At 62.3% G+C, this 22,784-nt stretch carries 19 protein-coding genes; 6 read left to right on the top strand and 13 right to left on the bottom strand.

Translation table 11 applies throughout. The features are described 5' to 3' along the window. The first annotated feature begins 180 nt into the window (after positions 1–180). Genes V1293_RS25555 through V1293_RS25545 form a run of 3 tightly spaced genes read left to right on the top strand, consistent with a single transcriptional unit; the run spans position 181 to position 3,286 of the window. Complete coding sequence (locus tag V1293_RS25555) at positions 181–1,248, top strand: acyl-CoA dehydrogenase family protein (protein ID WP_334513238.1); 1,068 nt, start codon at positions 181–183, stop codon at positions 1,246–1,248. 36 nt (positions 1,249–1,284) lie between these two features. Then, complete coding sequence (locus V1293_RS25550) at positions 1,285–2,445, top strand: acyl-CoA dehydrogenase family protein (protein ID WP_334513237.1); 1,161 nt, start codon at positions 1,285–1,287, stop codon at positions 2,443–2,445. A 40-nt stretch (positions 2,446–2,485) separates the two neighbouring features. Then, positions 2,486–3,286, top strand: a complete 801-nt coding sequence (locus V1293_RS25545; protein ID WP_334513235.1) for an enoyl-CoA hydratase/isomerase family protein — start codon at positions 2,486–2,488, stop codon at positions 3,284–3,286. 182 nt (positions 3,287–3,468) lie between these two features. On the opposite strand, the gene V1293_RS25540 is transcribed toward V1293_RS25545, so the two are convergent. The 5 genes from V1293_RS25540 to V1293_RS25520 form a co-directional block, all read right to left on the bottom strand. After that, the gene (locus V1293_RS25540) at positions 3,469–4,233 is read right to left on the bottom strand and encodes a hypothetical protein (RefSeq protein ID WP_334516902.1); all 765 of its coding nucleotides are present in this window, start codon (positions 4,231–4,233) and stop codon (positions 3,469–3,471) included. A 20-nt stretch (positions 4,234–4,253) separates the two neighbouring features. Further along, entirely contained in the window at positions 4,254–5,048 is a 795-nt protein-coding gene (locus tag V1293_RS25535; RefSeq protein WP_334513234.1) for an enoyl-CoA hydratase, read from the bottom strand. 142 nt (positions 5,049–5,190) lie between these two features. Continuing rightward, positions 5,191–6,399, bottom strand: a complete 1,209-nt coding sequence (locus V1293_RS25530; protein ID WP_334513232.1) for an ABC transporter substrate-binding protein — start codon at positions 6,397–6,399, stop codon at positions 5,191–5,193. A 160-nt stretch (positions 6,400–6,559) separates the two neighbouring features. Further along, positions 6,560–9,907 carry an adenylate/guanylate cyclase domain-containing protein gene (locus tag V1293_RS25525; RefSeq protein WP_334513230.1) on the bottom strand — a complete coding sequence of 1,116 codons (3,348 nt, stop codon included), beginning with the start codon at positions 9,905–9,907 and terminating at the stop codon, positions 6,560–6,562. 305 nt (positions 9,908–10,212) lie between these two features. Next, positions 10,213–10,626, bottom strand: coding sequence for a VOC family protein (locus tag V1293_RS25520; protein WP_334513228.1), 414 nt, complete (start codon positions 10,624–10,626; stop codon positions 10,213–10,215). Positions 10,627–10,709: 83 nt separating this feature from the next. On the opposite strand from V1293_RS25520, the gene V1293_RS25515 reads away from it, so the two are divergent. Continuing rightward, entirely contained in the window at positions 10,710–11,486 is a 777-nt protein-coding gene (locus tag V1293_RS25515; RefSeq protein ID WP_334513226.1) for a thermonuclease family protein, read from the top strand. A 160-nt stretch (positions 11,487–11,646) separates the two neighbouring features. Then, positions 11,647–13,071, top strand: a complete 1,425-nt coding sequence (locus tag V1293_RS25510; RefSeq protein WP_442894372.1) for a M48 family metalloprotease — start codon at positions 11,647–11,649, stop codon at positions 13,069–13,071. A gap of 249 nt (positions 13,072–13,320) precedes the next feature. Here the strand turns inward: V1293_RS25510 and V1293_RS25505 are convergent, their stop codons facing one another. The 6 genes from V1293_RS25505 to V1293_RS25475 all read right to left on the bottom strand — a co-directional run bounded on the left by V1293_RS25505 (position 13,321) and on the right by V1293_RS25475 (position 21,488). Further along, the gene (locus V1293_RS25505) at positions 13,321–13,680 is read right to left on the bottom strand and encodes a hypothetical protein (protein ID WP_334513223.1); all 360 of its coding nucleotides are present in this window, start codon (positions 13,678–13,680) and stop codon (positions 13,321–13,323) included. Between the two features lie 186 nt (positions 13,681–13,866). Beyond that, complete coding sequence (locus V1293_RS25500; protein ID WP_334513221.1) at positions 13,867–14,241, bottom strand: hypothetical protein; 375 nt, start codon at positions 14,239–14,241, stop codon at positions 13,867–13,869. 1,430 nt (positions 14,242–15,671) lie between these two features. Beyond that, positions 15,672–16,751 (bottom strand): cache domain-containing protein, encoded by a 1,080-nt coding sequence (locus tag V1293_RS25490; protein ID WP_334513219.1) that lies wholly within the window; start codon positions 16,749–16,751, stop codon positions 15,672–15,674. Positions 16,752–16,761: 10 nt separating this feature from the next. After that, positions 16,762–18,681, bottom strand: a complete 1,920-nt coding sequence (locus V1293_RS25485) for a glycosyltransferase family 2 protein (protein WP_334513217.1) — start codon at positions 18,679–18,681, stop codon at positions 16,762–16,764. A 50-nt stretch (positions 18,682–18,731) separates the two neighbouring features. Continuing rightward, positions 18,732–19,937, bottom strand: coding sequence for an HlyD family secretion protein (locus tag V1293_RS25480; protein WP_334513216.1), 1,206 nt, complete (start codon positions 19,935–19,937; stop codon positions 18,732–18,734). Positions 19,938–20,792: 855 nt separating this feature from the next. After that, a complete protein-coding gene (locus tag V1293_RS25475) occupies positions 20,793–21,488 on the bottom strand; it encodes a CarD family transcriptional regulator (RefSeq protein WP_442894284.1) in 696 nt (231 codons plus the stop codon). 19 nt (positions 21,489–21,507) lie between these two features. On the opposite strand from V1293_RS25475, the gene V1293_RS36225 reads away from it, so the two are divergent. Then, complete coding sequence (locus V1293_RS36225) at positions 21,508–21,732, top strand: hypothetical protein (RefSeq protein ID WP_442894283.1); 225 nt, start codon at positions 21,508–21,510, stop codon at positions 21,730–21,732. Between the two features lie 275 nt (positions 21,733–22,007). Here the strand turns inward: V1293_RS36225 and fdxA are convergent, their stop codons facing one another. Together fdxA and V1293_RS25465 are read right to left on the bottom strand one after the other, a co-directional pair. After that, the gene (gene fdxA / locus V1293_RS25470; protein ID WP_334392033.1) at positions 22,008–22,346 is read right to left on the bottom strand and encodes a ferredoxin FdxA; all 339 of its coding nucleotides are present in this window, start codon (positions 22,344–22,346) and stop codon (positions 22,008–22,010) included. Between the two features lie 147 nt (positions 22,347–22,493). Then, positions 22,494–22,763: an RNA-binding S4 domain-containing protein gene (locus V1293_RS25465; RefSeq protein ID WP_334513215.1), complete on the bottom strand. Its 270-nt coding sequence runs from the start codon at positions 22,761–22,763 to the stop codon at positions 22,494–22,496. Positions 22,764–22,784: the final 21 nt, after the last annotated feature.

Below are 22,784 nucleotides of genomic sequence, written 5' to 3'. Positions count from 1 at the left end.
TCCGCTGCACGGAATTTATTCTTTTGCCTGATGGCCTTCATGCCACCGCCGCAGGCCGCCCTGCGGACAGCGCTTGTCACGGCTATGGCTTTTGCCCATCATAAAGCGCAAGAAAAAGACCGCAGCCGAGCCCGGCATCACCGTTGGGATTGGCATGCCAATTTCAAATCGGGGAACGCTGTGGCGGAGAGTGAGAACATCGTTGCCGAGACCGCGGAGAAAATCTTCGCCGATCTCGCCGACGCCCAAACCATCAATCGCGACAACAAGGGCGAATGGAAAGCGCCGCTCTGGCAGGCGCTGACCGAGGCCGGCCTGCCGCTGGCGTGGGTACCGGAAGATTGCGGCGGCTCGGGCGCCTCGCTCGCCGAAGGTTTCAGCGTGCTGAGCGCGGCTGGACGCTTTGCGATCGCGGTGCCGCTGGCAGAGACCATGCTGGCAGGCTGGCTGCTGGCGCAGGCCAGGATTACCTCGCCCGACGGCGAGATGACGGTGGTGCCCGCGAGCCCGAAAGACCGGATTACCGGCAATGCCGACGGCAGCCTGTCGGGCAGGGCCCGCAGCGTGCCGTTTGCCAAGGCGGCAAAGCATTTTGCGGTGCTCGCAAGTGATGCGAAGGGTAGCTTCTCCATCGCGCTGGTCGATGCTGGCAAGTGCCGGATCGAGACCGGGCTCGGTCTCGGCGGCGACAATTCGGACACCGTAACGCTGGACAAGGTGCAGCCGCTCGCGATCGAACCCGCGCCTGATGGTTTCGACCAGACACGGCTGATGCTGATGGGCGGCGTTGCGCGATCCCTGCAGATCGCGGGCGCGCTGGAATCGATGCTGGAAATTTCGGTGCGCTATTCCAACGAGCGCGTCGCCTTCGAGAAGAAGATCTCGAAATTCCAGGCGGTGCAGCACAATCTGGCGCGGCTCGCCGGCGAGTCGGCGGCAGCGCTTGCGGCGGCGACTTCGGCCGCGGACGCCATCGCCAATGCCACCTCCTTCAACGACGAAGTGTTTCTCGAAGCGGTGGCGGCAAAGATCCGCTGCGCGGAAGCCGCGGAGAAAGGCGGCGCCATTGCCCATCAGGTGCATGGCGCGATCGGCTTCACCATCGAGCACATCCTGCATCGCTATTCGCTGCGTGCGCTGGCCTGGCGCGACGATTTCGGTTCCGAAAGTTATTGGGCGGTCGAGCTCGGCAAGCTCGTATGCAACCGCGGCGCCGATGAATTGTGGCCGCTGGTGGCCTCGCGCTGACCGCACCGATTGTCCAGATAGAAGTCGAGACCAACAATGACTGCAGCCCTCCGTTTCGATCCGATCCGTCTTCCGCCGAAGTGCGAAGAATTGCGCAAGGAAGTGCGCGCCTTCCTTGCGGAAGAAATCGCCGCCGGCACTTTCGATCCGCACAAGCCGAACCGCGAAGACACCGACGTGCCGGAATTTTCCCGCAAAGTCGGCGCGCGCGGCTGGCTCGGCATGACCTGGCCGAAGAAATATGGCGGCCACGAGCGCTCGTTCCTCGAGCGTTACGTTGTGACCGAGGAAATGCGCGTCGCGAATGCGCCGACGCGGCGCTTCTTCGTCGCCGACCGCCAGAGCGGCCCGGTACTGCTCAAATACGCGCCCGAGAACATCAAGATGGACATCCTGCCGCGCATCTGCCGCGGCGAAGTATGTTTCGCGATCGGCATGAGCGAGCCGAATTCCGGCTCCGACCTGTTCGCGGCGAAAACCCGCGCGACCAAGACCGACGGCGGCTATCTGATCAACGGCACCAAGATCTGGACCTCCTCGGCCCATATTGCCGACTACATGATCGCGATCTTCCGGACGTCACCACCCACCAAAGAGAACCGCCGCCACGGCCTGACGCAATTCCTGGTCAAGATGAAGCAGCCGGGCATCCAGGTGAACCCGATCGGCCAGATCACCGGGCAGTATGAATTCAACGAGGTGGTCTTCACCGACTTTTTCGTTCCCGACGACCACGTGCTCGGCGAAATCGACGGCGCCTGGAAGCAGGCGACCAGCGAGCTCGCCTATGAACGGTCGGGCCCGGAACGTTTTCTCGAAACCTATTACGTGCTGACCGAGCTGGTCCGTGCCGTCGGCAACAACCCGGATACCCGCAGCGCCGAAGGCATCGGCCGGCTGGTGGCGCAGGTGCACACCATGCGGCGCATGTCGGTCTCAGTCGCCGGCATGCTGCAGGCCGGCAAGGAGCCGGTGGTCGAAGCTTCCATCGTCAAGGACATCGGCACGGTGTGGGAGCAGCAACTGCCGCACCGCGTGCGCGACCTCGCCGCCTTCGTCGAGGAAACCGCCACCAACCGCGAGACGCTGGAAAAGCAGCTCGACTTCGCCATCAAGACCGCGCCCAAGCTGACGATCCAGGGCGGCACCACCGAGGTGCTGCGCGGCATCATCGCCCGCGGGCTTGGCTTGCGCTGAGCGCGCGGGCTGGATTGCGCCAATTCAAAGAGGAAACCCAATGACCAAATACACGGATATCGGCGTCGAGAAGCACGGCCACGTCGGCCTGATCGAAATCAGAAAGCCGCCCCTCAACTTCTTCGACGTCTCCCTGATCAATCAGATCGCGGATGCGCTGGAAGAATTCGACAAGGACATCGAAATCCGCGCCTCGGTGCTGGCGGCGCACGGCAAGGCGTTCTGCGCCGGCGCCGATTTCTCCGATCCGAAGCGGCAGGAACAGGAAGCCAGCGCACAAAAGGATCCGGCCGCCAACCTGCCGATCAACCATCTCTACGTCCAGGCCGTGCGCATCTTCCGCAACAAGAAGCCGGTCGTCGCCGCCGTCCACGGCGCCGCCATCGGCGGTGGGCTTGGCCTTGCGGTATCCGCCGACTTCCGCGTCACCTGCCCCGAAGCGCGCTTCGCCGCCAATTTTACAAAACTCGGTTTTCATCCGGGCTTCGGCCTAACGGCGACACTTCCTGAACTGGTCGGCAGGAACAATGCGGAATTGATCTTCTACACCAGCCGCCGCGTCACCGGCGAGGAAGCGACCCGAATGGGCCTTGCCAATATCTGCGTGCCGCAGGACCAGGTGCGATCAGAGGCAATGAAGCTTGCCGCTGAAATCGCCGAATGCTCCCCGCTCGGCCTGATCTCGACCCGCGCCACCATGCGCGCCGGCCTTGCCGACCGCGTGATGGCCGCCACCAACCACGAACTCATCGAGCAGACCAAGCTGCGCGCGACGGAAGACTTCAAGGAAGGCGTCAAAGCGACTGCCGAGCGCCGCGTCGCCAATTTCAAGGGAAGGTAAGACCGCGCCGCTTGCGCTCCTCCCTTCTCCCCTTGTGGGAGAAGGTGGCGCGGATGCAATCCGCGCCGGATGAGGGGTTCTCTCCGCGTGAGAGATCTGTGTTTGTGGAGAGAACCCCTCACCCGTCTCAATCGCGCTTCGCGCGATTGATCCACCCTCTCCCACAAGGGGAGAGGGAAGACCTACGCCACTAGCTTGAATGTCACCCCGCAGAGATCAAAACTGTCGCCCGATACCTTGCATCCCTTCGCCTTGGCCGCATCGCGCACCTTGGCGATATCGGCGACCTTGAACGTCAGGCCGCTCATCAGATCGCTCGCGCCCTTGACGAAACGGAAGCTGGCATTCGGTAACTTCAGCTCCGCTTCGCCGCTTGCGCCGTTGCTGACGGCAACACCCAAAATCTTTCCCCAATGCTCCGCCAACCCTTGCGGATCCGGGCTCTGCATCTCGACCCCTAGCAGCGCCTGCGTCACATCCTTCCGGATCGACTTCTGCCAATCCGGTCCTGCCGGCGGGTACGGCCCCAGCACATCGTCACTGCCTGTAGTGTGGTTGAACTCGATGAACGCAGCCCGGCAATCACGCGGGTGCAGTTGCACGCCGTGATAGGGCGCGTGCGTGATCACGTTGGCCGTCCGCACGCCCATCCCGTTGGCGTGTTTGCCGCGCACGTCGGGATCGTCGCAGCAGAAGATCGCCATGTAGCCGCCGCGGCCGCCGGTCTTGTCGAGGAAGCGCCCCGCCGCGGTGCCCGGCTGGGTCGGCGCCACCACTTCCAGCAAAATGGTGTCGACCGGCAGCAGCGCATTCTCCAGCCCATACTTGGCGACATTACCGTCGCGGTAACAGACATTGAGCCCCATGATGTCGGAAATATCCGGGATCACCGGCGCCAGATGCGGCGCCACCAGGCAGATCTGCCGCAGCCTGAGATATTCGGCCATCTCACTGCCCTCGGCCATTTTCAATGCCCCTGAAACACGGGCTTGCGCTTCTCGACAAAGGCTTTTGCCGCTTCCTTGTGATCGGCAGTGTCGCCCGAGCGCGAATGGTGAATCGCTTCGGCGTCGAAGCAGGCTTCGAGCGACATCGTCTCGGCATTGTTGATGTTGCGCTTGATGTAGCCTAGCGTCACCGACGGTCCCTGCGCCAGCGACATTGCGAGATCATGCGCCTCGGCGTCGATGTCCGCGTCCGGCACCACCTTTGTCACCATGCCGAGATTGTAGGCCTCGGTCGCGCTCAGCACCGGCGAGGTCAGATAGAGCTCGCGCGCTTTCGCAGCTCCCAGCATCTGCGTCAGAAAATAAGTGCCGCCGTAATCGCCTGACAATCCCACCTTGGCAAAGGCGGTGGTGATCTTGCAGGAGGCGCTGGCGACGCGCAGGTCGCAGGACAGCGCGATCGAAAGGCCCGCGCCGGCGGCGGCGCCATCGAGCTGCGCCACCACGGGTTTTGGTATCTGGTGCAGGATGCGCGACACTTCCATGCCGCGGCGCAGATTGGCCATCTTGGCCTCGAAGCCGAGTGGCGCCCTTCCCTCCGCCATCGACTTGACGTCGCCGCCGACGCAGAACGTGCCGCCGGCGCCCTTGATCAGCACCGCGCGCACCTCGTGATCCTCCACCGCCCGCCGCGCCGCCTCCACCAGCCCGCGCGTCATGTCCGGATTGAGCGCGTTGCGCCGGTCCGGCCGGTTCATGGTGATCGTGAGCAAGCCAGAGTCGAGTTTCTGGAGGACCATTTCGTTTGCGCTCATGTGTCGTGCTTTCGGTTGGTGTTATTAGATGGAATTCCGGCCTCTCACCGTCATTGCGAGGAGCGAAGCGACGAAGCAATCCATACTGTCCGTGCCGCAAGATGGATTGCTTCGCTTCGCTCGCAATGACGGGGACAGCGCGCTATTTCTTCACCAGCGGACAGCGCGAGGCTTCCAGCGGCTGGAACGCCTCGCTGCCGGGGACCGTGGCCAAGAGCTTGTAATAGTCCCAGCGCGCCTTCGATTCAGACGGCTTCTTGACCTCGAACAGATACATGTCGTGCACCATGCGGCCATCCTCGCGGATCTTGCCGTTCCTGGCGAACATGTCGTTGACCGGCGTCTCCTTCATGACCTTCATGACCGCAGCCGCGTCCGTGGTGCCGGCGGCCTTCACGGCTTTCAGGTAATGGCCGACGGAAGAGTAGACGCTGGCTTGAGCTGCGGTCGGCGGCCGCTTGACGCGCTCCTGGAAGCGCTTTGAGAACGCCCGGGTGTCATCGTTGAGGTCCCAGTAGAACGCCTCCGCCAGCAACAGGCCCTGCGCCGTCTCCAGGCCAACGCTGTCGATGTCGGTCACGAAGGCGAGCAGCGGCGAGAGTTTTTGGCCTCCGCTCTTGGTCAGCCCGAATTCCGCGGCCTGCTTGATCGCGTTGATGGTGTCGCCGCCGGCATTCGCCAACCCCACGACCTTGGCCTTCGAACTCTGCGCCTGCAGCAGGAAGGAGGAGAAGTCGGACGTGTTGAGCGGATGCTTGACGCCGCCCAGCACCTTGCCGCCGGCCTTCACCACAACGGTGGTGGTGTCCTTTTCCAGGTCCTGGCCGAACGCGTAGTCGGCCGTGAGAAAGAACCAGGTCTCGAAACCTGACTTGACGGTGGCGAGCCCGGTGACGTTCGCCTGCCCAAAAGTGTCATAGGCGTAATGCACGGTGTAGGGACCGCAGGCCTCGTTGCTCAGGCGGATCGAGGCCGGGCCGCTATACATCACGATCTTGTTGCGCGCCTTCGCAATCTCGCCGGCGGCAAGCGCGGTCGCGGAAGCCGCCACGTCGTACAGCATTTCGACGCCCTGGTTGTCGAACATGTCGCGCGCGATGCTGGCGGCAAGGTCGGCCTTGTTGAGATGATCGGCCGCGACGATCTCGACCTTGCGTCCCAGCACCTCGCCGCCAAAATCTTCCACTGCCATTTTCGCAGCGGTCTCCGAGCCCGGCCCGGTAATGTCAGCATAAAGCCCGGACATGTCGAGGATGCCACCGAGCTTGAGCGGCGGCTTGCCTTGCGCCAGTGCCGCCGTCGCCGACATCGCCAGTACCGCGGCGAACATGCCTGTGATTGCTCTCTTCATGGAAGGCCTCCCTTGTCGGCTGCCGCATTGCCTGCGGCTTTGAATTTTGCTCGGCGCGATCATGCCGCATGGCATCCACAGCGGCAAGGCGCTGACGTTTTCCGTTAAACGGAATGACTAGCCGAGCGCCCCATCCTATGCACTGGCTCGACAGCAACGGTCACCAGTTGCCGGGCCGGGCCGCTTGTCTACGCTTGAGCAAGGTTTCCGCTTGTTCGATTTCGGGCAGATCTCGCTCCGTGTCGAAATCAACAAGAACTGGTGCGAGCATCTCGGGTATTGCCTCGGCTCGCCCATTTGCACAATAGAGGCGCGCAAGTCCAACGGCACTGCGTAGTTCGAAAGTCTTCGTCTGCTGGGTGCGGGCGATTTCCAGGGCGGTGCGGAAAGCGTCTTCGGCCATGGAAATGCTCGGTGGGTCAAGACGCAAGAAGAGCTCACCCCGGCTGCGATGGAGTTCGGCATCCAGCCAATGCTGGCCGGATTGCACTGTCGAGGCGATCAACTCCCGCAAGATTTCCAATCCGGTATCAAATTGCCCTGCCTCCGCATTTGCCACGGCAACCTGCATTCCCCAGAACGGTTCACAAAGGTAGCAGTCATTCTCGTGAAGCAGTGTCCAGCCCCGGCTCATTTCCGTTAATCCACCCTTCCGGTCGCCGGCGCGCCACTGTGCCAGGCCGTTCAGGTAGCTGCCGGCGGCTACATACAACGGCATCGTATGTTCGCGGGCGAGGCCGAGAGCAAGGATAGTCTCTGTTTCCTGCAACATGCCCCCGCACAGTCCATCGAAGACCGCCTTGTGAACGAGTGCATTGGCTTGGGAAAGCGCTCGCTTTTCTCCGGTCGCACACACCGCTTCGGCGGCGAGCCGGCGCGATCGATCAATCCTGCCGAGCGGCCAAAGCACCAGGGCAAGAAACCTCATAATGACGAACGGCAGGTCCAGCGCCGACGCCCTGAAGGTCGCCGGGTTCCGTTCGACCTCATAGGTCGCGAGTGCTCGCTCGAGATGCAGTTGCGCGTTCAGGTAATCGCCGCCGAACCAGCAGGTTACCCCCGCCGTCCAGTGTGCGACGACGGCTGCCACCGGCGATTCCGGTCGCTGCCTGGCGACGCTCATGATTGCCTCCGTCAAGTCCCGCATCGGCGCGATCTCGCCGTGGGTCAGGCAGGCATTGAACAGGCCCGAATGGATCGGCGCCAGTTCGACCGGGTCGTTGATGTCGGCTGCGAATTGTCGGGCCCGCTTCCACGCGGCCACCGTTTCGGGGGCGCTGTGACCAAGGCCGCCTCGCAGCGCGCGGCCGTAGGCGATTTGAAGCTGGAGCCGGTTCATGGTTCGGCCCGACCCGACAGGCAACGCGTCGGCGATGGCAACCGCCTTGCCGAGATGTGCGATGGCTTCAGTATAGGCCGAGCGCTTCAATGCCTGCTGGCCGGCCTTGCGCCACCATTCCAGCGCTGTTGCGTTCAGCCCCGCTTCAGTGAAATGGAATGCCAGAACTTCCGGCTCGTTCTCGGCGATGATTGGAAACTTGTCGCACAGAACATCGCCGATGTGCTGGTGGAGCAATTGCCGCCGGCTCTTGAGCAGGCTCTCGTAAGCCGTTTCCTGAACGAGCGCATGCTTGAAGCTATAGGTCGCTTCCGGCGGCGTCCCGTAGCGCAATAGCAGTTCAGCCCCCTCGAGTTGCGCCAGCGCCGCGCTCAGCGTCTGGTCATCGCGCCCCGCCACGGATCGCAGCAACGTGTATGAGAAGTCGCGGCCAATGGCAGCCCCTATCTGCGCCACCTCCTTGACCGGCGCCAGCCGGTCAAGCCGTGCCATCAGCGAATCCTGTAGCGTCGCGGGAATGGCGAGCGGCGGCAGCGGACTATCGAAGCGGTAGCGCCCGGCATCTTCGACGAGCAATCCCGACTCCAGGACCATCTTGGTCAGTTCTTCCACGAACAGCGGGACGCCGTCCGTCTTGTCGATGATCTGGGTCATCATCTCGCCGGGCAGCTTCCGGCCGACGGTGACCTGCTCGACCAGTGCGCGCGTGTCCTGGCGGTCAAGCCGATCGAGCCGCAGCAGGCTGACGTTGGCGAGACCCACCCAGGGCGGCTCGAACTCGGGCCGGAATGTCGCGAGCGCGAGTACCGGCAGTCGCCTCATCCGATCGACCGCGAGATCGAACAGCTCGAGCGTCGTAGCATCAGCCCAGTGCATGTCCTCGCAAACGAACAGCAGCGGCTGATGCCGCGCCAGCCCTTCAAACTGCTCGAGCAGGGCGGCAAAGGTCTGTCGCCGCTGTTGCACGGGACTGAGGCCTAGCGGTGGATACCGCTCGCCGGTCGGGATCGAAAGCAGCGCGGCAATGAGCGGCGTCGCGTTGGCCACCTGCTGCGTTCCAAGCGCAAGCATTGCCTCGAGCTTGTCGAGTTTTTGCTCAGGGCTATCCTGTATCTCGATGCCGGCGGCGCGCTCGAGCTGAGCGATAAAGGGATGAAGCGCACTGTTCGAGTGGTAAGGCGAGCACTGATACCGCAGCCGGCAATGCGACTCCAACGCAGGATTCTCGGATAGCGTTGCCACAAGGCGCGACTTGCCGATACCGGCCTCGCCGGAAATCAGCACCATTTGGCCCTGGCCCTGCCACGCCAGTTGCTGGCGCGCGAGCACGAATTCGATCTCTGCCTTGCGGCCGACAAAGCCCAGCGAGCGCGCGGTACGCACCGCCTCGAAGCGGCTCTCCGATGCAGCGCCACCTTCGACCGCCCAGACCGCGATGGGTTCGGAGATGCCCTTGACCTCGCGGAGGCCGAGGTTGCGAAAAATGAATAGATCGCCAAGCAGCTCGCGCGTCGAGGCAGCAACGACGACTGCGCCCGGCTCGGCCAGGCCCTGGAGCCGGGCAGCGACGTTCGGCGTATCGCCGACCATTGCCTGTTGCTCTGACGCGCCTCCGCTGATGAGGTCGCCTACCACCACCAGCCCGGTCGCGATCGCGATCCGCACCTTGACCCGTTCCGAGCGCGTTTCGAGCGGCCCTACCGCGGCAATGATGTCGAGCCCCGCTCGCACGGCGCGCTCCGCATCATCCTCGTGGGCGCGGGGATAGCCGAAATAGACGAGTATCCCGTCGCCCACAAACCTGGCGAGACTGCCGTCGTAAGTGGCTATCACCCTCGCGCAGGCGGCACGGTAGGCGCGGATCACCTCCCACATGTCCTCGGGATCGAGGCGAGCCGAGAGCGCAGTCGAGCCTACCAGATCGCAGAACATGACAGTGAGGTGGCGTCGCTCGGCATCATGAAGCGCCGGTCCGGCGACCAGTTCGCCTTGATGGAGTTCGGCGATCGCGCGCAGCATTTTACGTCGATGGCCGAGCAGGACACCGAGCCTGTCGAAGTCCTGGTCCGTCAGCTCGGGCAGGACATCGAGATCGATCCCGTTCTCTGCAAACCGCAGCGCGTATTGTTCAAGCCCAAGCTTCTCGAGCCAGTCTGAAATCTGCTGCATCGGCTCCACCGGAATGTGTGGTTGACAGCAGGTGGCATGTTGGACCAAGGCGAAGAAACGCTATCCCAATATCCTTGGGATGACACGCCTTTGATGCAGCAATTAGCTCTCAATTTTTATGCGAAGCGGTGCTCGGCTACAGTGCTCACTACCAAGCAGCGCATGACATGTTGCCAACAACTGGATCTTGGTGCGCCGTGATTTGCAGCAAGCAACGTTGCACAACCAGTGCGTAGAATGGATGGAGCGCAGCGAAACCCATCAATCCCTATGCAGCGACATGATGGTCCACCCATCGAGGCGCGCTACCCCAACAGCCCCTTCCCCGGCACATGATTGAGCTCCAGCCGGATGCCATCAGGGTCCTCGAACAGGATCGAGTAATATCCTGGTGCCCATTGGTCCTCGCGCGGCGCGCGGATGATCTTGGCGCCGAGCGTCTGGAGGAAGCCGTGCAACTCATCGACGTCGGCGCGCTCGCGGGCGCGGAAGCAGAGGTGATGCAGGCCGACACGCTTCTGCTCGAACGCCGCGCCTTCATGCCCGGCTGACGGCGCGCTGATGCCGACTGCGGTGCGGCCGCCGACGCAGTAGAAGGTTGTCTCTGTATCGAGCACCGGCTTCAACCCGAGAAACGGCAGCAGCTTCGAATAGAATTGGCGCGAGCGCTGGAAATTCGAGGCGGTGAGAAAAATATGTGCAATGCCGTTGACTTCCATGGCCTCCCCCTTCCTGGCAATCTCTGGTAGTACCGCCTGAAATGTCGAGCATACCGCAACAGGCCGGGATCGAGAGCCGCGTCATGACCGATCCGGCATGGTGCTACCGGGCATCTGCGGCGGCGTTCCTGGTGCTGGCTTCAAGCGGGCAGACGCTCGCTGCCGACTGCGCGCCTGAGCCGCAGGGCGAAGGCCGCGTGGCCGCCGTGGTCGATGGCCGCAGCCTTCGCCTCGAAGACGGCCGCGAAGTCCGTCTCGCCGGCATCGAGCGTGGTGGAACCGACAGGGCCAGCGGCAGGGCCGCTTTGTCCGCCATCGCCGCCGGCCGCGAGGTGACGCTGCATGGCGAAGATGATTCGCCGGATCGCTATGGCCGCCAAGGCGCCTTTGTGTTCGTGGCCGGCTCGGAACACTCGGTGCAAAGCGAGCTGCTGCGCCGCGGCGAGGCGTTGGTTTCGGGCGACATATCCGAAAAAAATTGCGCTGCAGCACTGGCCGCCGCCGAGAACGCGGCGCGGGATGCCAAATTGGGCATTTGGGCTGAAACCACGGCCATAAAAAACTCTGAAAGTCCGGGCGATATTCTGGCCGCGATTGGGCACTTTACGGTGGTCGAGGGCAGGGTACTGTCCGTTCGGCAGGCTGGGGCAATGACCTACCTGAATTTCGGGCGGAACTGGACACGGGACTTTGCTGCGACTATTTCAAGGCGCATCATTCCGGCGTTCGAGGGCGCCGGCCTTGGACCTAAGTGGCTCGAAAATCGAAGGATTCGTGTCCGCGGCGTTGTCTCGTCGCGGGGAGGACCACGGATCGAATTGTTCCGGGTGGGGCAGGTTGAGGTGCTGGGCGGGAAATAGCGCTTGATCCGAAGACTGGGCACCGGTTTTCGTTTGGATCGGGCGCAAAAAAGGGATGAGATCGCGATTCCAATCGGGTCGTGGTCCAGTGGCTGATTTGACACATCGTGCAGAATGGCGCGAAGGAAACACGGGCTGCCGCCTTCTGGCTGCGCCGGCGCTGCTGTGCGCCGCGCTCACGCTTTCCTCCTGTGGAAATCTCGGAAAGCTCGAGACCGCGCCGCCGACGGTAGCGGCGCCGAAGCCGAGCCGCACCGTCGCGCAGACGCCTGCGAGCGAGCGCGAACATGAGCGCATTCTCGCCTCCTATGGCGGTGCCTATGACGATCCGAAACTCGCGACCCTGATCGGCAAGACGGTCGACCGGCTGGTCGCGGCCTCCGACCGTCCCGAGCAGGCCTACCGGGTGACCATCCTCAATTCCGGGGCCGTCAACGCCTTCGCGCTGCCGACCGGCCAGCTCTATGTGACGCGCGGCCTGGTGGCGCTCGCCAGCGATACCTCCGAATTGTCCTCGGTGCTGAGCCACGAGATGGCGCATGTCATCGCAAAACACGCCTCGATCCGGGAAGACCAGGCGCGGCAAGCCGCGGTCGTGACCCGTGTCGTCACCGACATGAGCAACGACCCGGATCTGACGGCGCTGGCGCTGGCGAAAACGAAACTGACGATGGCGAGCTTCTCGCGCGCACAGGAATTCGAAGCCGACGGCATCGGCGTCGGCATTGCGGCCCGCGCCCATTTCGATCCCTATGGCGCGGCGCGCTTCCTCGCCGCGATGGAGCGCAATGCGGCGATGAAGGCCGGCAAGACCTCGCTCGATCCCCGCGCGCAGGATTTCCTGTCCTCGCATCCGGCGACCCCCGAGCGCGTGCAGAACGCGCAGGCCAGCGCCCGGCAATACACCTCGCCGCAGAACGCCGAGCGCGACCGCGAGACCTATCTCGCCGCGATCGACAACCTCGTCTATGGCGAGGATCCCAGCGAAGGTTTCGTGCGCGGCCGGCGCTTCCTGCATCCCAAGCTCGGCTTCACCTTCCAGGCCCCCGATACGTTTACGCTGGATAACACCGCGCAGGCCGTGATCGGCGTGCGCGAGGGCGGTACGCAGGCGATGCGCTTCGACGTGGTACGCGTGCCGGCCGAACAGTCGCTTGCCGATTATCTCAATTCCGGCTGGATGGAAGGCGTCGACAAGGGCTCGACCGAAGACCTCATGATCAACGGTTTCCCGGTCGCTTCAGCATCCGCGAACGGCGATCAGTGGCAGTTCAAGGTCTTCGCGCTGCGCTACGGCAGCGACGTCTACCGTTTCATCTTCGCCGCCAAGCAGCGCAACACCGAAAGCGAGCGCAACGCGCGCGAGACGGTGAATTCGTTCCGCCGCCTGACGCTGGAAGAAATCCAGGCCGCGCGTCCCCTGCGCATCAAGGTCATCACCGTGCAGCCCGGCGATACCGTGGAATCGCTCGCCCACCGCATGTCCGGCGTCGACCGCCCCGCGGAGCGCTTCCGCATCCTCAACGGCCTTGACCAGCACGCGCAGGTCAAGCCGAGGGACCGCGTGAAGATCGTGGTGGATTGAGTTAGATAAAAATCACTAAGCGACGCAGGCTTCCCTTCTCCCCTTGTGGGAGAAGGTGGCATAGGCGGCCGTTGGCCGCCGTACTAAAAATAGGACGCCGATGCTTTGCATCGGCTATGGACGCGAAGCGGCAGCGAGACGGATGAGGGGTCTGTCTCCGCAGATGCATACCCCTCATCCGCCTTCACTATCGCGAAGGCACCTTCTCCCACAAGGGGAGAAGGAAAGCGAACACCGCTCCGGCCTCGCCTACTCGGCACTCACACGCGCACGCCACCGCGACTCGAAGCTATCGTCGTCGAGCATCCGTGCCTGTGCATCCATGGGGCCGCTACGTTTCTCCGCGACGACGCCAATGAGCACCGCTTCGGCCTTGGCCTGCGCGGGCGCCGCTGCAGCCCACCGCAACAATGATTTCGAGATCACGGTCTTGCCGGCGTACCAGCATTTTCGCCCGTCGATCAGGCGCCAGGACCAATGCCCTTGCACCTTTGACGGCGAAGCACGGCATTCCCTGACCTGCGCTTTGGCCTGCGCGGTCAGCATGCCAATCGGTATCAGCGCAGAAATGCAAACGGCGAAAAAGATAGGCCGAATCTGCACCTTCATCGGTCACTCCCCCTGCGGTTAGTTGAGCGCGGGAGCAACTTCGCCTTCCATTCGGGTCATATGAGGTCGAAAATCTGGCTGGATTCGACGTCAAAGCCCTCAAAACGCCATCCGGGATGATCTCCGGTGGCCCCAGCGCGGACACTGCCCGCCGGACGCACGCATTCGCCGACTTCGTGACCAAGCCTAGTCGGTGATCGCCCGCGCGCGCCACCGCGCCTCGAAACTGTTGGCGTAGTCGAGCAGCCGCGCTTGCGCGTCGAGTGGATCGCTGCGCTTCTCCGTGGCGACGGCTACCGGGACGACGGTTACTGGCACTGGCGCTGTATCGGCTTTCGCTTGCACCGACGGCTTCGCGGGCCACTGCAACAGTGATTTCGAGATCATGGTCTTGCCGGCGTACCAGCATTTTCGTCCATCGATCAGGCGCCAGGACCAATACCCAGTCGCATTCGACGGCCGCGCGACGCTGCATTCCATGGCCTTCGCATTTGCCACGCCAACCGGCGCGAGCGCAGCCATGCAACCGACGAGAAGGACTGCCAGGATTTGCGTCTTCATTGAACACCCCTGCGGTTCAATTAGATGTGGACGAAAGCCTCACTTTGAAATTTGGTCACAAATGGTCGAAAATTTGGCCACATTCCGGGCGAACGGCGATGCCACGGGTTGAACCAAGGCGCTGATTCTCTACCATTGCGAGCATGGCGGCGTGTCTGCATATCCGCCCGCAGGCGGAAGGAACCTGGTCAATTGGATTGCTTCCGCCTTCGCTCTTCGAGCTACGGCGACAAAGTCGTCGCGGAGCCTGTTATCGGTCGCGTATTTCGCGCGCGACCGAAGGCGAAAAGCGACAACAGCTATCAGGAGCAGATCCAGATGATCGCGGCCGCAATCGGGATGCCCAAGCCAAGTGCGCCGAAAGTGGCCAGGACGAACTCGGAAAGCAGATTTGCTTGGGGTCGTGCATCAGGTAACGGCATGGCGTTACTCCCTGGAGCCCCGCGAGCCTTTGGCTCGTCCCCCGGATGAACGATGAATTCCGCCTTTTAGCGACTCATTATGATGCAGGATGCTGATCGGGTATGGTTAACAAGAGGTTAACCCAGCTTCACCGCCACGGCGGCGTCGTCACCGTCGGCTTCGACATCGGCTCGTCGGCCTCACCGACGGCTTCGGCCACCCAGTGCTGGCACCGCGGCGCGGGCTCGGCGAGGGGTGTCGCAAACATTGGGGCCGCCAGCCGGCGCTAACAATGGCAGCGGCCCCTTTCCTTGCCGGCCACTTCCAGTTGCCTGCCTCAAGTAGAACGACGGCCTGCAAGGATTGAAACGGTGAAGCCGCGCCAGGTTCCTCGGGAGAAACCGGAAGCCGGCTTTACGGCAGATCTGCTCCGCAGGTGTGAGATGGCTGGAACGGATTGCCGGCTCAAACGTCGCCTCTGCAGAAAAAGGATCGCGGTATGGAAAACTTTCTTCTTTTCATCCTGTTGAGCAGCTTCTGTACGCTGGTAGCGGGCGTCACGCTGCTGCTGCGGCCGCTGTTGGGTCTGCCCTGATGCTTCGGGGAACCAGTTTCGTCGCCAGAAAGGACAACGGATATCGAGTGCCCTTCTTTGAAGTGCCTTAGCTAGCCGTTGAAGTCCTGCGCTCCGCGGCTTCTCTTGCTGCCGCCGCAAACAAAAAAACCGCACCAAGCAAAAAGCCCGGTCTCCCGACCGGGCTTTTAATTTCAATCCGTCGAACCCTTTCAGGCGGCTTCGTCCGCCACGGCAGCGTCGTCGCCATCGGCTTCGACGTCCGCTTCATCGGCTTCGCCGTCAGCCTCGGTGGCTTCCGCCTTGGCGCCGCGGCGCGGGCTCTTGGCGAGCTGGCTCTCGATTTCCTTGACCGCCTCGGTCTCCGTCGAATGCTGGACGACGGCGATTCCGGATCCGAGTCGATGTTCCGGCCCGGATGAACGATGAACAATGTTTTCCAGAAGTTCGACTGCTACATTCGCATTAACTTCGATTGTAGCCTGACCAGAGCGTCGCTCAGCCTTGCGGCTTCGTCGAAACGCGTTTCCTGGTAAGGCGCCTTGGAGTTGGGGGCCTGCACGATGCTTTCCGCGAAGCCGCAAAGCCGGAGCAGCGGCGTGGTCACCCATTTGGCGGCGATATACAAAAGCACAAGCGCCACAAACGCTCCCGAGCCCAGCGTGATCCAGAATGACCGGATCAATTCCCGCGTCGGAGCCAACGCCTCGTCCAGGTTCTGCCTGATCAGCAGCGACCAGCCGAAGCTCGGAAGGTCGGCATAGCCGACGGCGGGGACGGTGACTGTGATGTAGTCCTTGCCGTTAGGCCAACGCTCGTCGAGAACCGCCGACGTCACGCGATTTGCCGCCTGTGCGGAACCGATGTTCAGAGGTTTATTGATAAGATCGGGCGGCCCGAACAGCACAACCCGCTCGCGCGACAGCAGTAGCAGGTCGATGCCGGATGCCTGCAGACCCGCCAGGCCCTCCGCGACCCAGCTCCAGTTTATGTGCGCGCCGATGACGCCGGCCACCGTGGATCCGTTGTGCCGCAATGGCGCGGCCATATCGATGAAGCGATAAGGCTCGGGGGCTGCCGGCATCAGGCGCGCGAGGAGCTGGGCTTCGTGAACGTCGATCGCAGTCGGCGCCACGAGGCCGCGCCGGAACCAAGGACGCTGCGCGACGCTTTCGCCTTCCAGCATTCCGCCCTTGGCCGTCAGCACCTTGCCATTGACGTCTGCCAGGCCGAGCCAGGAATAGCGGCTGTCCAGCCGGCTCAGGAACTGGATCTGGTCACGCGCCGCAGGCAGATCGGCTGTATCGATGGTGGTTGCGAGCTTGGCCACGTCCATCCAAAGTGCGTAGAGGCGGCGCGCCAGCAGGCCGGCGCTGAGTTCGCCGCGGATCGTCAGTTTTTCGACCAGAAGCTGCTCGGCGCGTTGGTGCAGGACCCCGATATAGAGGTTTGCAGTCACCACTGCGGGTATCAGCATCAATATCGCGCCCCCGAGGAAGACCAGCGTACGCAGGCCAAACCGTCTGCTTGCCATACCGATCTCCTCAACGTGTTATAGCCCGTGCGAGCTCGCGGATCATGAGGCTGATACTGCCTCTATCGGTACCGGGGACTGCGGGGGCGGTGTGAAGTTTCGCGATGATCTGGTCGCGCTGCTGCGGCGTGGGCGCGAACCTGAGACTGTAACCATCGCGTGTTGGCGCGACCACGCGCGCTTCGATATCGCCGATCGCCGGAATGTGAATCGTGCCCGCATCTCCGCGCGCAAGGCCGGATGGACCGCTGATGCGAGCGTGCTCGGGACCGAGATGGATGAGCCAGCCGCGGTGATCTTCGGTTCCGATCACAAGCGTGATCGGTTCGACGATCTGGCGTAGCGGCCAATTGTAGCGCGGCCGTTCGATGCAGGCCGCAATCGCCACCAGCAGAACCAGTACGTTGTAGACCGTCCAGAACATGACGATCGCGATGCCGTCGCCCGCGGTCGATGCCGTGTTGAAAATGAAATCGGACTCCAGCGACACGATGAGCCCGCCGATCGTCAGGCCGAACAGGATCAGAAACGGTCGCATGATCAGCCACTGGACGATAACCTTCGTCCGGTCGCCGCCCTTTGCGGTCACCGAGAATCTGTGAGGTCCCCTCCTGAAAAGACCAAGCGCTGCGGCACGGCACACCGGCCATGCAGCAACGAGTTGTGCGACGTCATTCAGGATGGGAATGAACAGGCCCTTGGAAAGCCAGTTCAGCGTTGCCATCACCGCCACATAATATGGAACGTAATACTTGGTGATGTCGAAGATCGAGGCGTTCACCACGGTAATGCCGGCCCACCAGTAGAGCAGTGGGCAGATCAGGCTGATAAGCCGGAACGGAAATGTCGTCGTCCAGTAGAGCAGAGCGTCGAAAACGCCGATCCGATGGATCAGACCCAGGCCGTGGCTGCCGATCGGGCTGTACACGTTGCCAACGATCTGCATCATGCCGAGGCACCAACGGCCGCGCTGCACGATGTATTCCCGGAGACCTTCAGGAGCAAGGCCCTCCGTCAGCGGCTCATTGAGATAGACCGTTTGCCACCCGTGTTCCGCGAGCCGCAGGGTGAGCAGGAAGTCCTCGGTCACGCTTTCGGTTGGAAGTCCGCCGATCGCCTCGACCGCACTCACCCTAACCATGGATGACGTGCCGCAGCAGATGGCGATCCCCCACGCATCCCGCGCGGGCTCGACATTATCGAAGAAGTGGCGCTGTTCGTCCGGATAAGCGGAGCTGATGCCGAGATTGTGCTGGATCGGATCCGGATTGAAGAAATGCTGAGGCGTTTGCACCAGGCCGACCGCCGGGTCGTGAAACAGTGCCAGCGTCCGGTCGACAAAATCGACATGCGGGACGAAGTCAGCATCGAGAACAACGACGAAATCCGGACGGTCCGGATCCTTTGCGCGCCTTGCCAGCGCATTGTTGATGTTGCCGGCCTTGGCGTGCGCGTTGTCGGCCCGCACGATATAGCCGACGCCATGCCGCTCGCAGGCGTCCTTCAGCCATTCCCTGCGGCCGTCGTCGAGAACGAACACGTTCAGGTTCGGAAAAATGCCCGCCTTCGCGCCGATGATCGTCCGATCGAGCACCTCGAGCTGTTCGTTATAGGTCGTAATGAAAATGTCGACGCGCGGCGGCGCTCCGGGCGACCACCACGCGGCATGTGCGTCGGCTTCGGTGCTCCGCTCCTTGACGCGCGACAGGATGAAGAACGCAATCGATGACGAGAGAACGGTCAGTGCCTCCAGGATGGCGAAGCTCCAACTAAAAAGGGCGTCGGCCGTCCAAGCGAGTGGCGCGACGGTAGCGCTGAAGCGCCAGACCATGTAGCGCCAGGACAAAAAACTCGTTCCGCCGAGCAGAAGTGCGCGCCAGTACCAGTTTTTCGGGCTGAGCAGCGGCAGAACCGTAAGGCGGAGCCCCACGACGACCGCGGTTCCGGCGAAAGCGGCTAACCATGGCGACAACAGCAACATCAGTAGCCATACCGTGTGAGGAGACGACGCAGCCTGGCGATTGGGCCACCGGAGAAGATGACACGGCCTGTCCGGCCGATCGCACATGCGAGGTCCGGTTCCCGGGCAAGTTCAGGCACCGTTGCGGTGACGTCGAAGCGCTGCAGGTGCTGGGCGCTCGGACCCACCGCAAGATTCGTATAGAGCAGCGATGCGCCCGATCCGCCCAGACGGATTATTGTCCCGTCAAAGATCCGGCGGTCGCCGAACAGCCGGAACTGCACCGGCGCGCCGATCGTCAGGCTGTCGTAAAGCGACTCCGTGACGCTTGCGGTCACGATCACGTTGCTGCAATCGACAAGCTTCATCAGATCCTGGCCGCGGCGGGCAAATTCCCCGTCATCGACCAGAAAATCCCATGCCACGCCGGGCACCCCCGCCTTCAGCGTGGCGGATGTCAGACGATTGACGCGAACGCGCTCGGCGTCGACCTGACGCTCATACTGGGCGATCCGCGCCTTGACCTGCTGCTCATCGACTGACAATTCGGCAAGACGCAGGTCGAGCTCGCGGATCCGCTGTGAAGAGGATGGGGCGTCGTTATAGGATTCACCGATGAAGACGCCGCTGCGAGCGGACGCAAGTTCCGTCTCAAGATAGACGTTGCGCTGCCGCGCGCTTTCCAGATCCTGTTGGGCGACATCGAACGCCGCGCGCGCCCGGTCGAAACTGGCCGCCGTCTCAACGCCGCGGTTGCTGAGCTCATTGGCCCGTCTGAAGGCGGCATCCGCTGCGCGCAGCCGAGCCGAAGCTGCATCCTGTGCGGCCTTGTTTTCCGCGAGACGGGCTTCGATTTGCCGAGTCCGGCCATGCTGATAGTCAGTGGCCTGGGCTGAAAACCCAATTCTCGACTCCGAAACCGCCATGCGCTGAGCTGCAATACGCGTAAGCTCGATCTGCTGATTGTCGCGATTTCGCTCAAGTTCCAAGAGGCGCGCGTTATCGAACCTGTCATCCGAAACATCGGCGACGAGTTCGCCAGCGTTCAGCCGTGCGCCGATGCTTTTGACCGCGAGCGTGACGTTGCCTTCGATTGGCGCGCGGATCACATAGATGCGAGCATTGACATTGGCGTCGGCCGACGTTCCTGCAAAGTGCTCGCCGATCAGGATATAGAGCCCGCCAGCCAACAGAACGATGCCGATAAGGATGCGAGCAAGCTTCATTTGCGAGGCTTTGTCTGATCGCACACGGCGAACCATGAGGTAGCAGCATCTTAACGATCTCTTGAGGATCGATAAAGCGCTCGGCAAGAATAGCAGATTAGTTGCTCTTTGGAATCACAAGTCCCTTGCTTCGTCGAAAGCCATGCGCGTGGTCATGCTGACAACCGAACTCGCCCGGCTGCCGGCTTGAGCTCGTGCCCCGGACAGCGAGGCGTTCATTCCGCGAGAAACAGCACCGCCTGAAGGACTCCCGTCTGGTTCCAATGAAGATCAAAGGCTCGACTCGAGCTACACAACGGGCGAGGTTTCGCCCTTGTGGTCCGGGCGATCGATTGTACAAAACCACGCTCCTGAAAAGCGCGCGGTATGGGTGAGACGGTTTTCTATTCGGCCAGGATAGAGAAACTCGGGGCCCGCCGTCGCGTGGCTGGTTTTTCGAGGTGGACCTTGAGCAAGACACCGTACCCTGCTCGAAACTCCGAGCCGGCGATGAAATGGAAATACAGATCGGAAATCGAGATCTCCGCTACAATTTTGAGCGGCCCAATCGAGCGTCGCGAAGGCGAACTTATCGTCGTGAGATCATATGTGCATCCCGCTCGGTAGATGATTGGCTTCCAGATGCGGACCACCATTGCGAGCGGAACGCTCCTTCCGTCGGAGGCCCGTGTCTCTGAGCAACCGGCGACATAGGTAACACTTCAAACCGGCGACATGGGTGGCACAATTCTCGTTTCGTTCAGGTCTGTTGTTGCCGTCACCAACGCGCGCGATGTCCGGCAATATGACGACGGATAGAGCAGCAAAAAGCCCGGTCTCGCGACCGGGCTTTTGATTTCAATCCGTCGAACCCTTTCAGGCGGCTTCGTCCGCCACGGCAGCGTCGTCGCCATCGGCTTCGACATCGGCCTCGTCAGCTTCGCCGTCAGCCCCGGTCGCCTCAGTCTTGGCGCCGCGGCGCGGGCTCTTGGCGAGCTGGCTCTCGATTTCCTTGACCGCTTCGGTCTCCGTCGAATGCTGCACGACGGCGATTTCGCGCGACAGGCGATCGAGGGCTGCTTCATAGAGCTGGCGTTCGCTGTAGGACTGCTCGGGCTGCGATTCCGAACGGTAGAGGTCGCGGACCACTTCGGCGATCGCGACGATGTCGCCCGAATTGATCTTGGCTTCGTATTCCTGCGCCCGGCGCGACCACATGGTCCGCTTGACGCGCGCACGGCCCTTCAGCGTCTCCAGCGCCTTCTTGACCAGCGCCGGCTCGGACAGCTTGCGCATGCCGACATTGGCGACCTTGGCGGTCGGCACGCGGAGCGTCATCTTGTCCTTCATGAAATTGATCACGAACAGCTCGAGCTTGGCGCCCGCGATCTCCTGCTCCTCGATGGCCAGGATCTGGCCGACGCCATGAGCGGGATAGACCACGAATTCGTTGGCCTTGAAGCCCTGACGCTGGGTGACGACCTTCTTCGGCTCCTCGACGCGCGGCGCGGCGGCGGCCGGCTTGACGGGAGCCTTCGGCGCAACGGCGGCTTTCGGGGGCGCAGCCTTCACAGGGGCCTTCACGGGAGCCTTGGCAGCAACTTTCGACGCAGTGGTCTTTGAACCCGTCGCTTTCGCGGCAGTCTTGGCAGTCTTTTCTGGCATTGCGCTTCTTTTGTTCTTTGAGGACTTTGTGGCCGCAACCTTCCTGGCCACCTTTACGGTCGCCTTGGCACGGCCTTTGGTTGCGCTGCGGCTGGCCCGGAGCGGCTTTTTTGGTGGTCTTGGAAGCACTCTTTTTACGCGTTTTCTGTGACACAGCCTGCGCGCGGAACTGCCACGCCCCTGTTCGATGTTTTACGGGAACCCACCGGGGCCACAGATACGCCGTGGCCGGGATCGGCTTGTAATGTGCCCAATATAGCACATTTTCCGCAAAAATCAATGATTTACGCCCGGTTCCGGTCCTTTACGGGGTCCTTTCGGCCACAAGACCGTCAACAGGGTAAATCAGCAGGCTTAGTTAGGTTCCGATTAGGTCCGAAACGGGCTTAGCTGGCCCGATTTATCCCCGGAGTTATCCCCAGCGAATCAGTCGCCGCTGCCGGGCTCCTTGGAAAAATATTTCTCGAACTTGCCCTCCACGCCCTCGAATTCTTTCGCGTCCGGCGGCGAGTCCTTCTTCTGGGTGATGTTGGGCCAGCTCTTGGCGTACTCGGTGTTGACCTCGAGCCACTTCTCCAGGCCGGGCTCGGTGTCCGGCTTGATGGCGTCGGCGGGACATTCGGGTTCGCAGACGCCGCAGTCGATGCATTCGTCGGGATGGATGACCAGCATGTTCTCGCCCTCGTAGAAGCAGTCGACGGGGCAGACCTCAACGCAGTCGGTATATTTGCATTTGATGCAGGCTTCAGTGACGACGTAAGTCATCCAAGGCTCCGAATAAGACTCCGAACAAGGCAGCGAACGGATCAGATTTCCGGGGTTTGCGTAGCGCATGCGGTGCGCTGCCGCAAGGGAAGCAGTGGGCCTCTGCCGGCCCAATTTCAGGCGTCCCTGCGAGCCTTTTGCAGATAGTTACTGCTTGCCACTGTGCAATTCATCATAGAGCACGCGCGCGGCCGCAGCGTCGCCCCGCCGCTCGGAAAATCCCACCACTTTGAGGACGCGCACGCTGCGATCGAGCCCGATCGTCAGCACGTCGCCGACTTTCACCGAATGACCGGGCGCCGTTTCGCGCGCGCCGTTGATGCGGACGTGGCCGGCTTCGACGAGCGCGGCAGCGGAGGTGCGGGCCTTCACCACCCGCGCGTGCCACAGCCATTTGTCGAGACGCTGCCGCTCCAACGACCTTCCCGTTATTCCCTG

The sequence above is a fragment of the Bradyrhizobium sp. AZCC 1693 genome (assembly GCF_036924745.1).
Lineage (GTDB): Bacteria > Pseudomonadota > Alphaproteobacteria > Rhizobiales > Xanthobacteraceae > Bradyrhizobium.
Note: the sequence above shows the minus strand (reverse complement) of the source record. Positions and strands in the feature narration are given on the sequence as shown.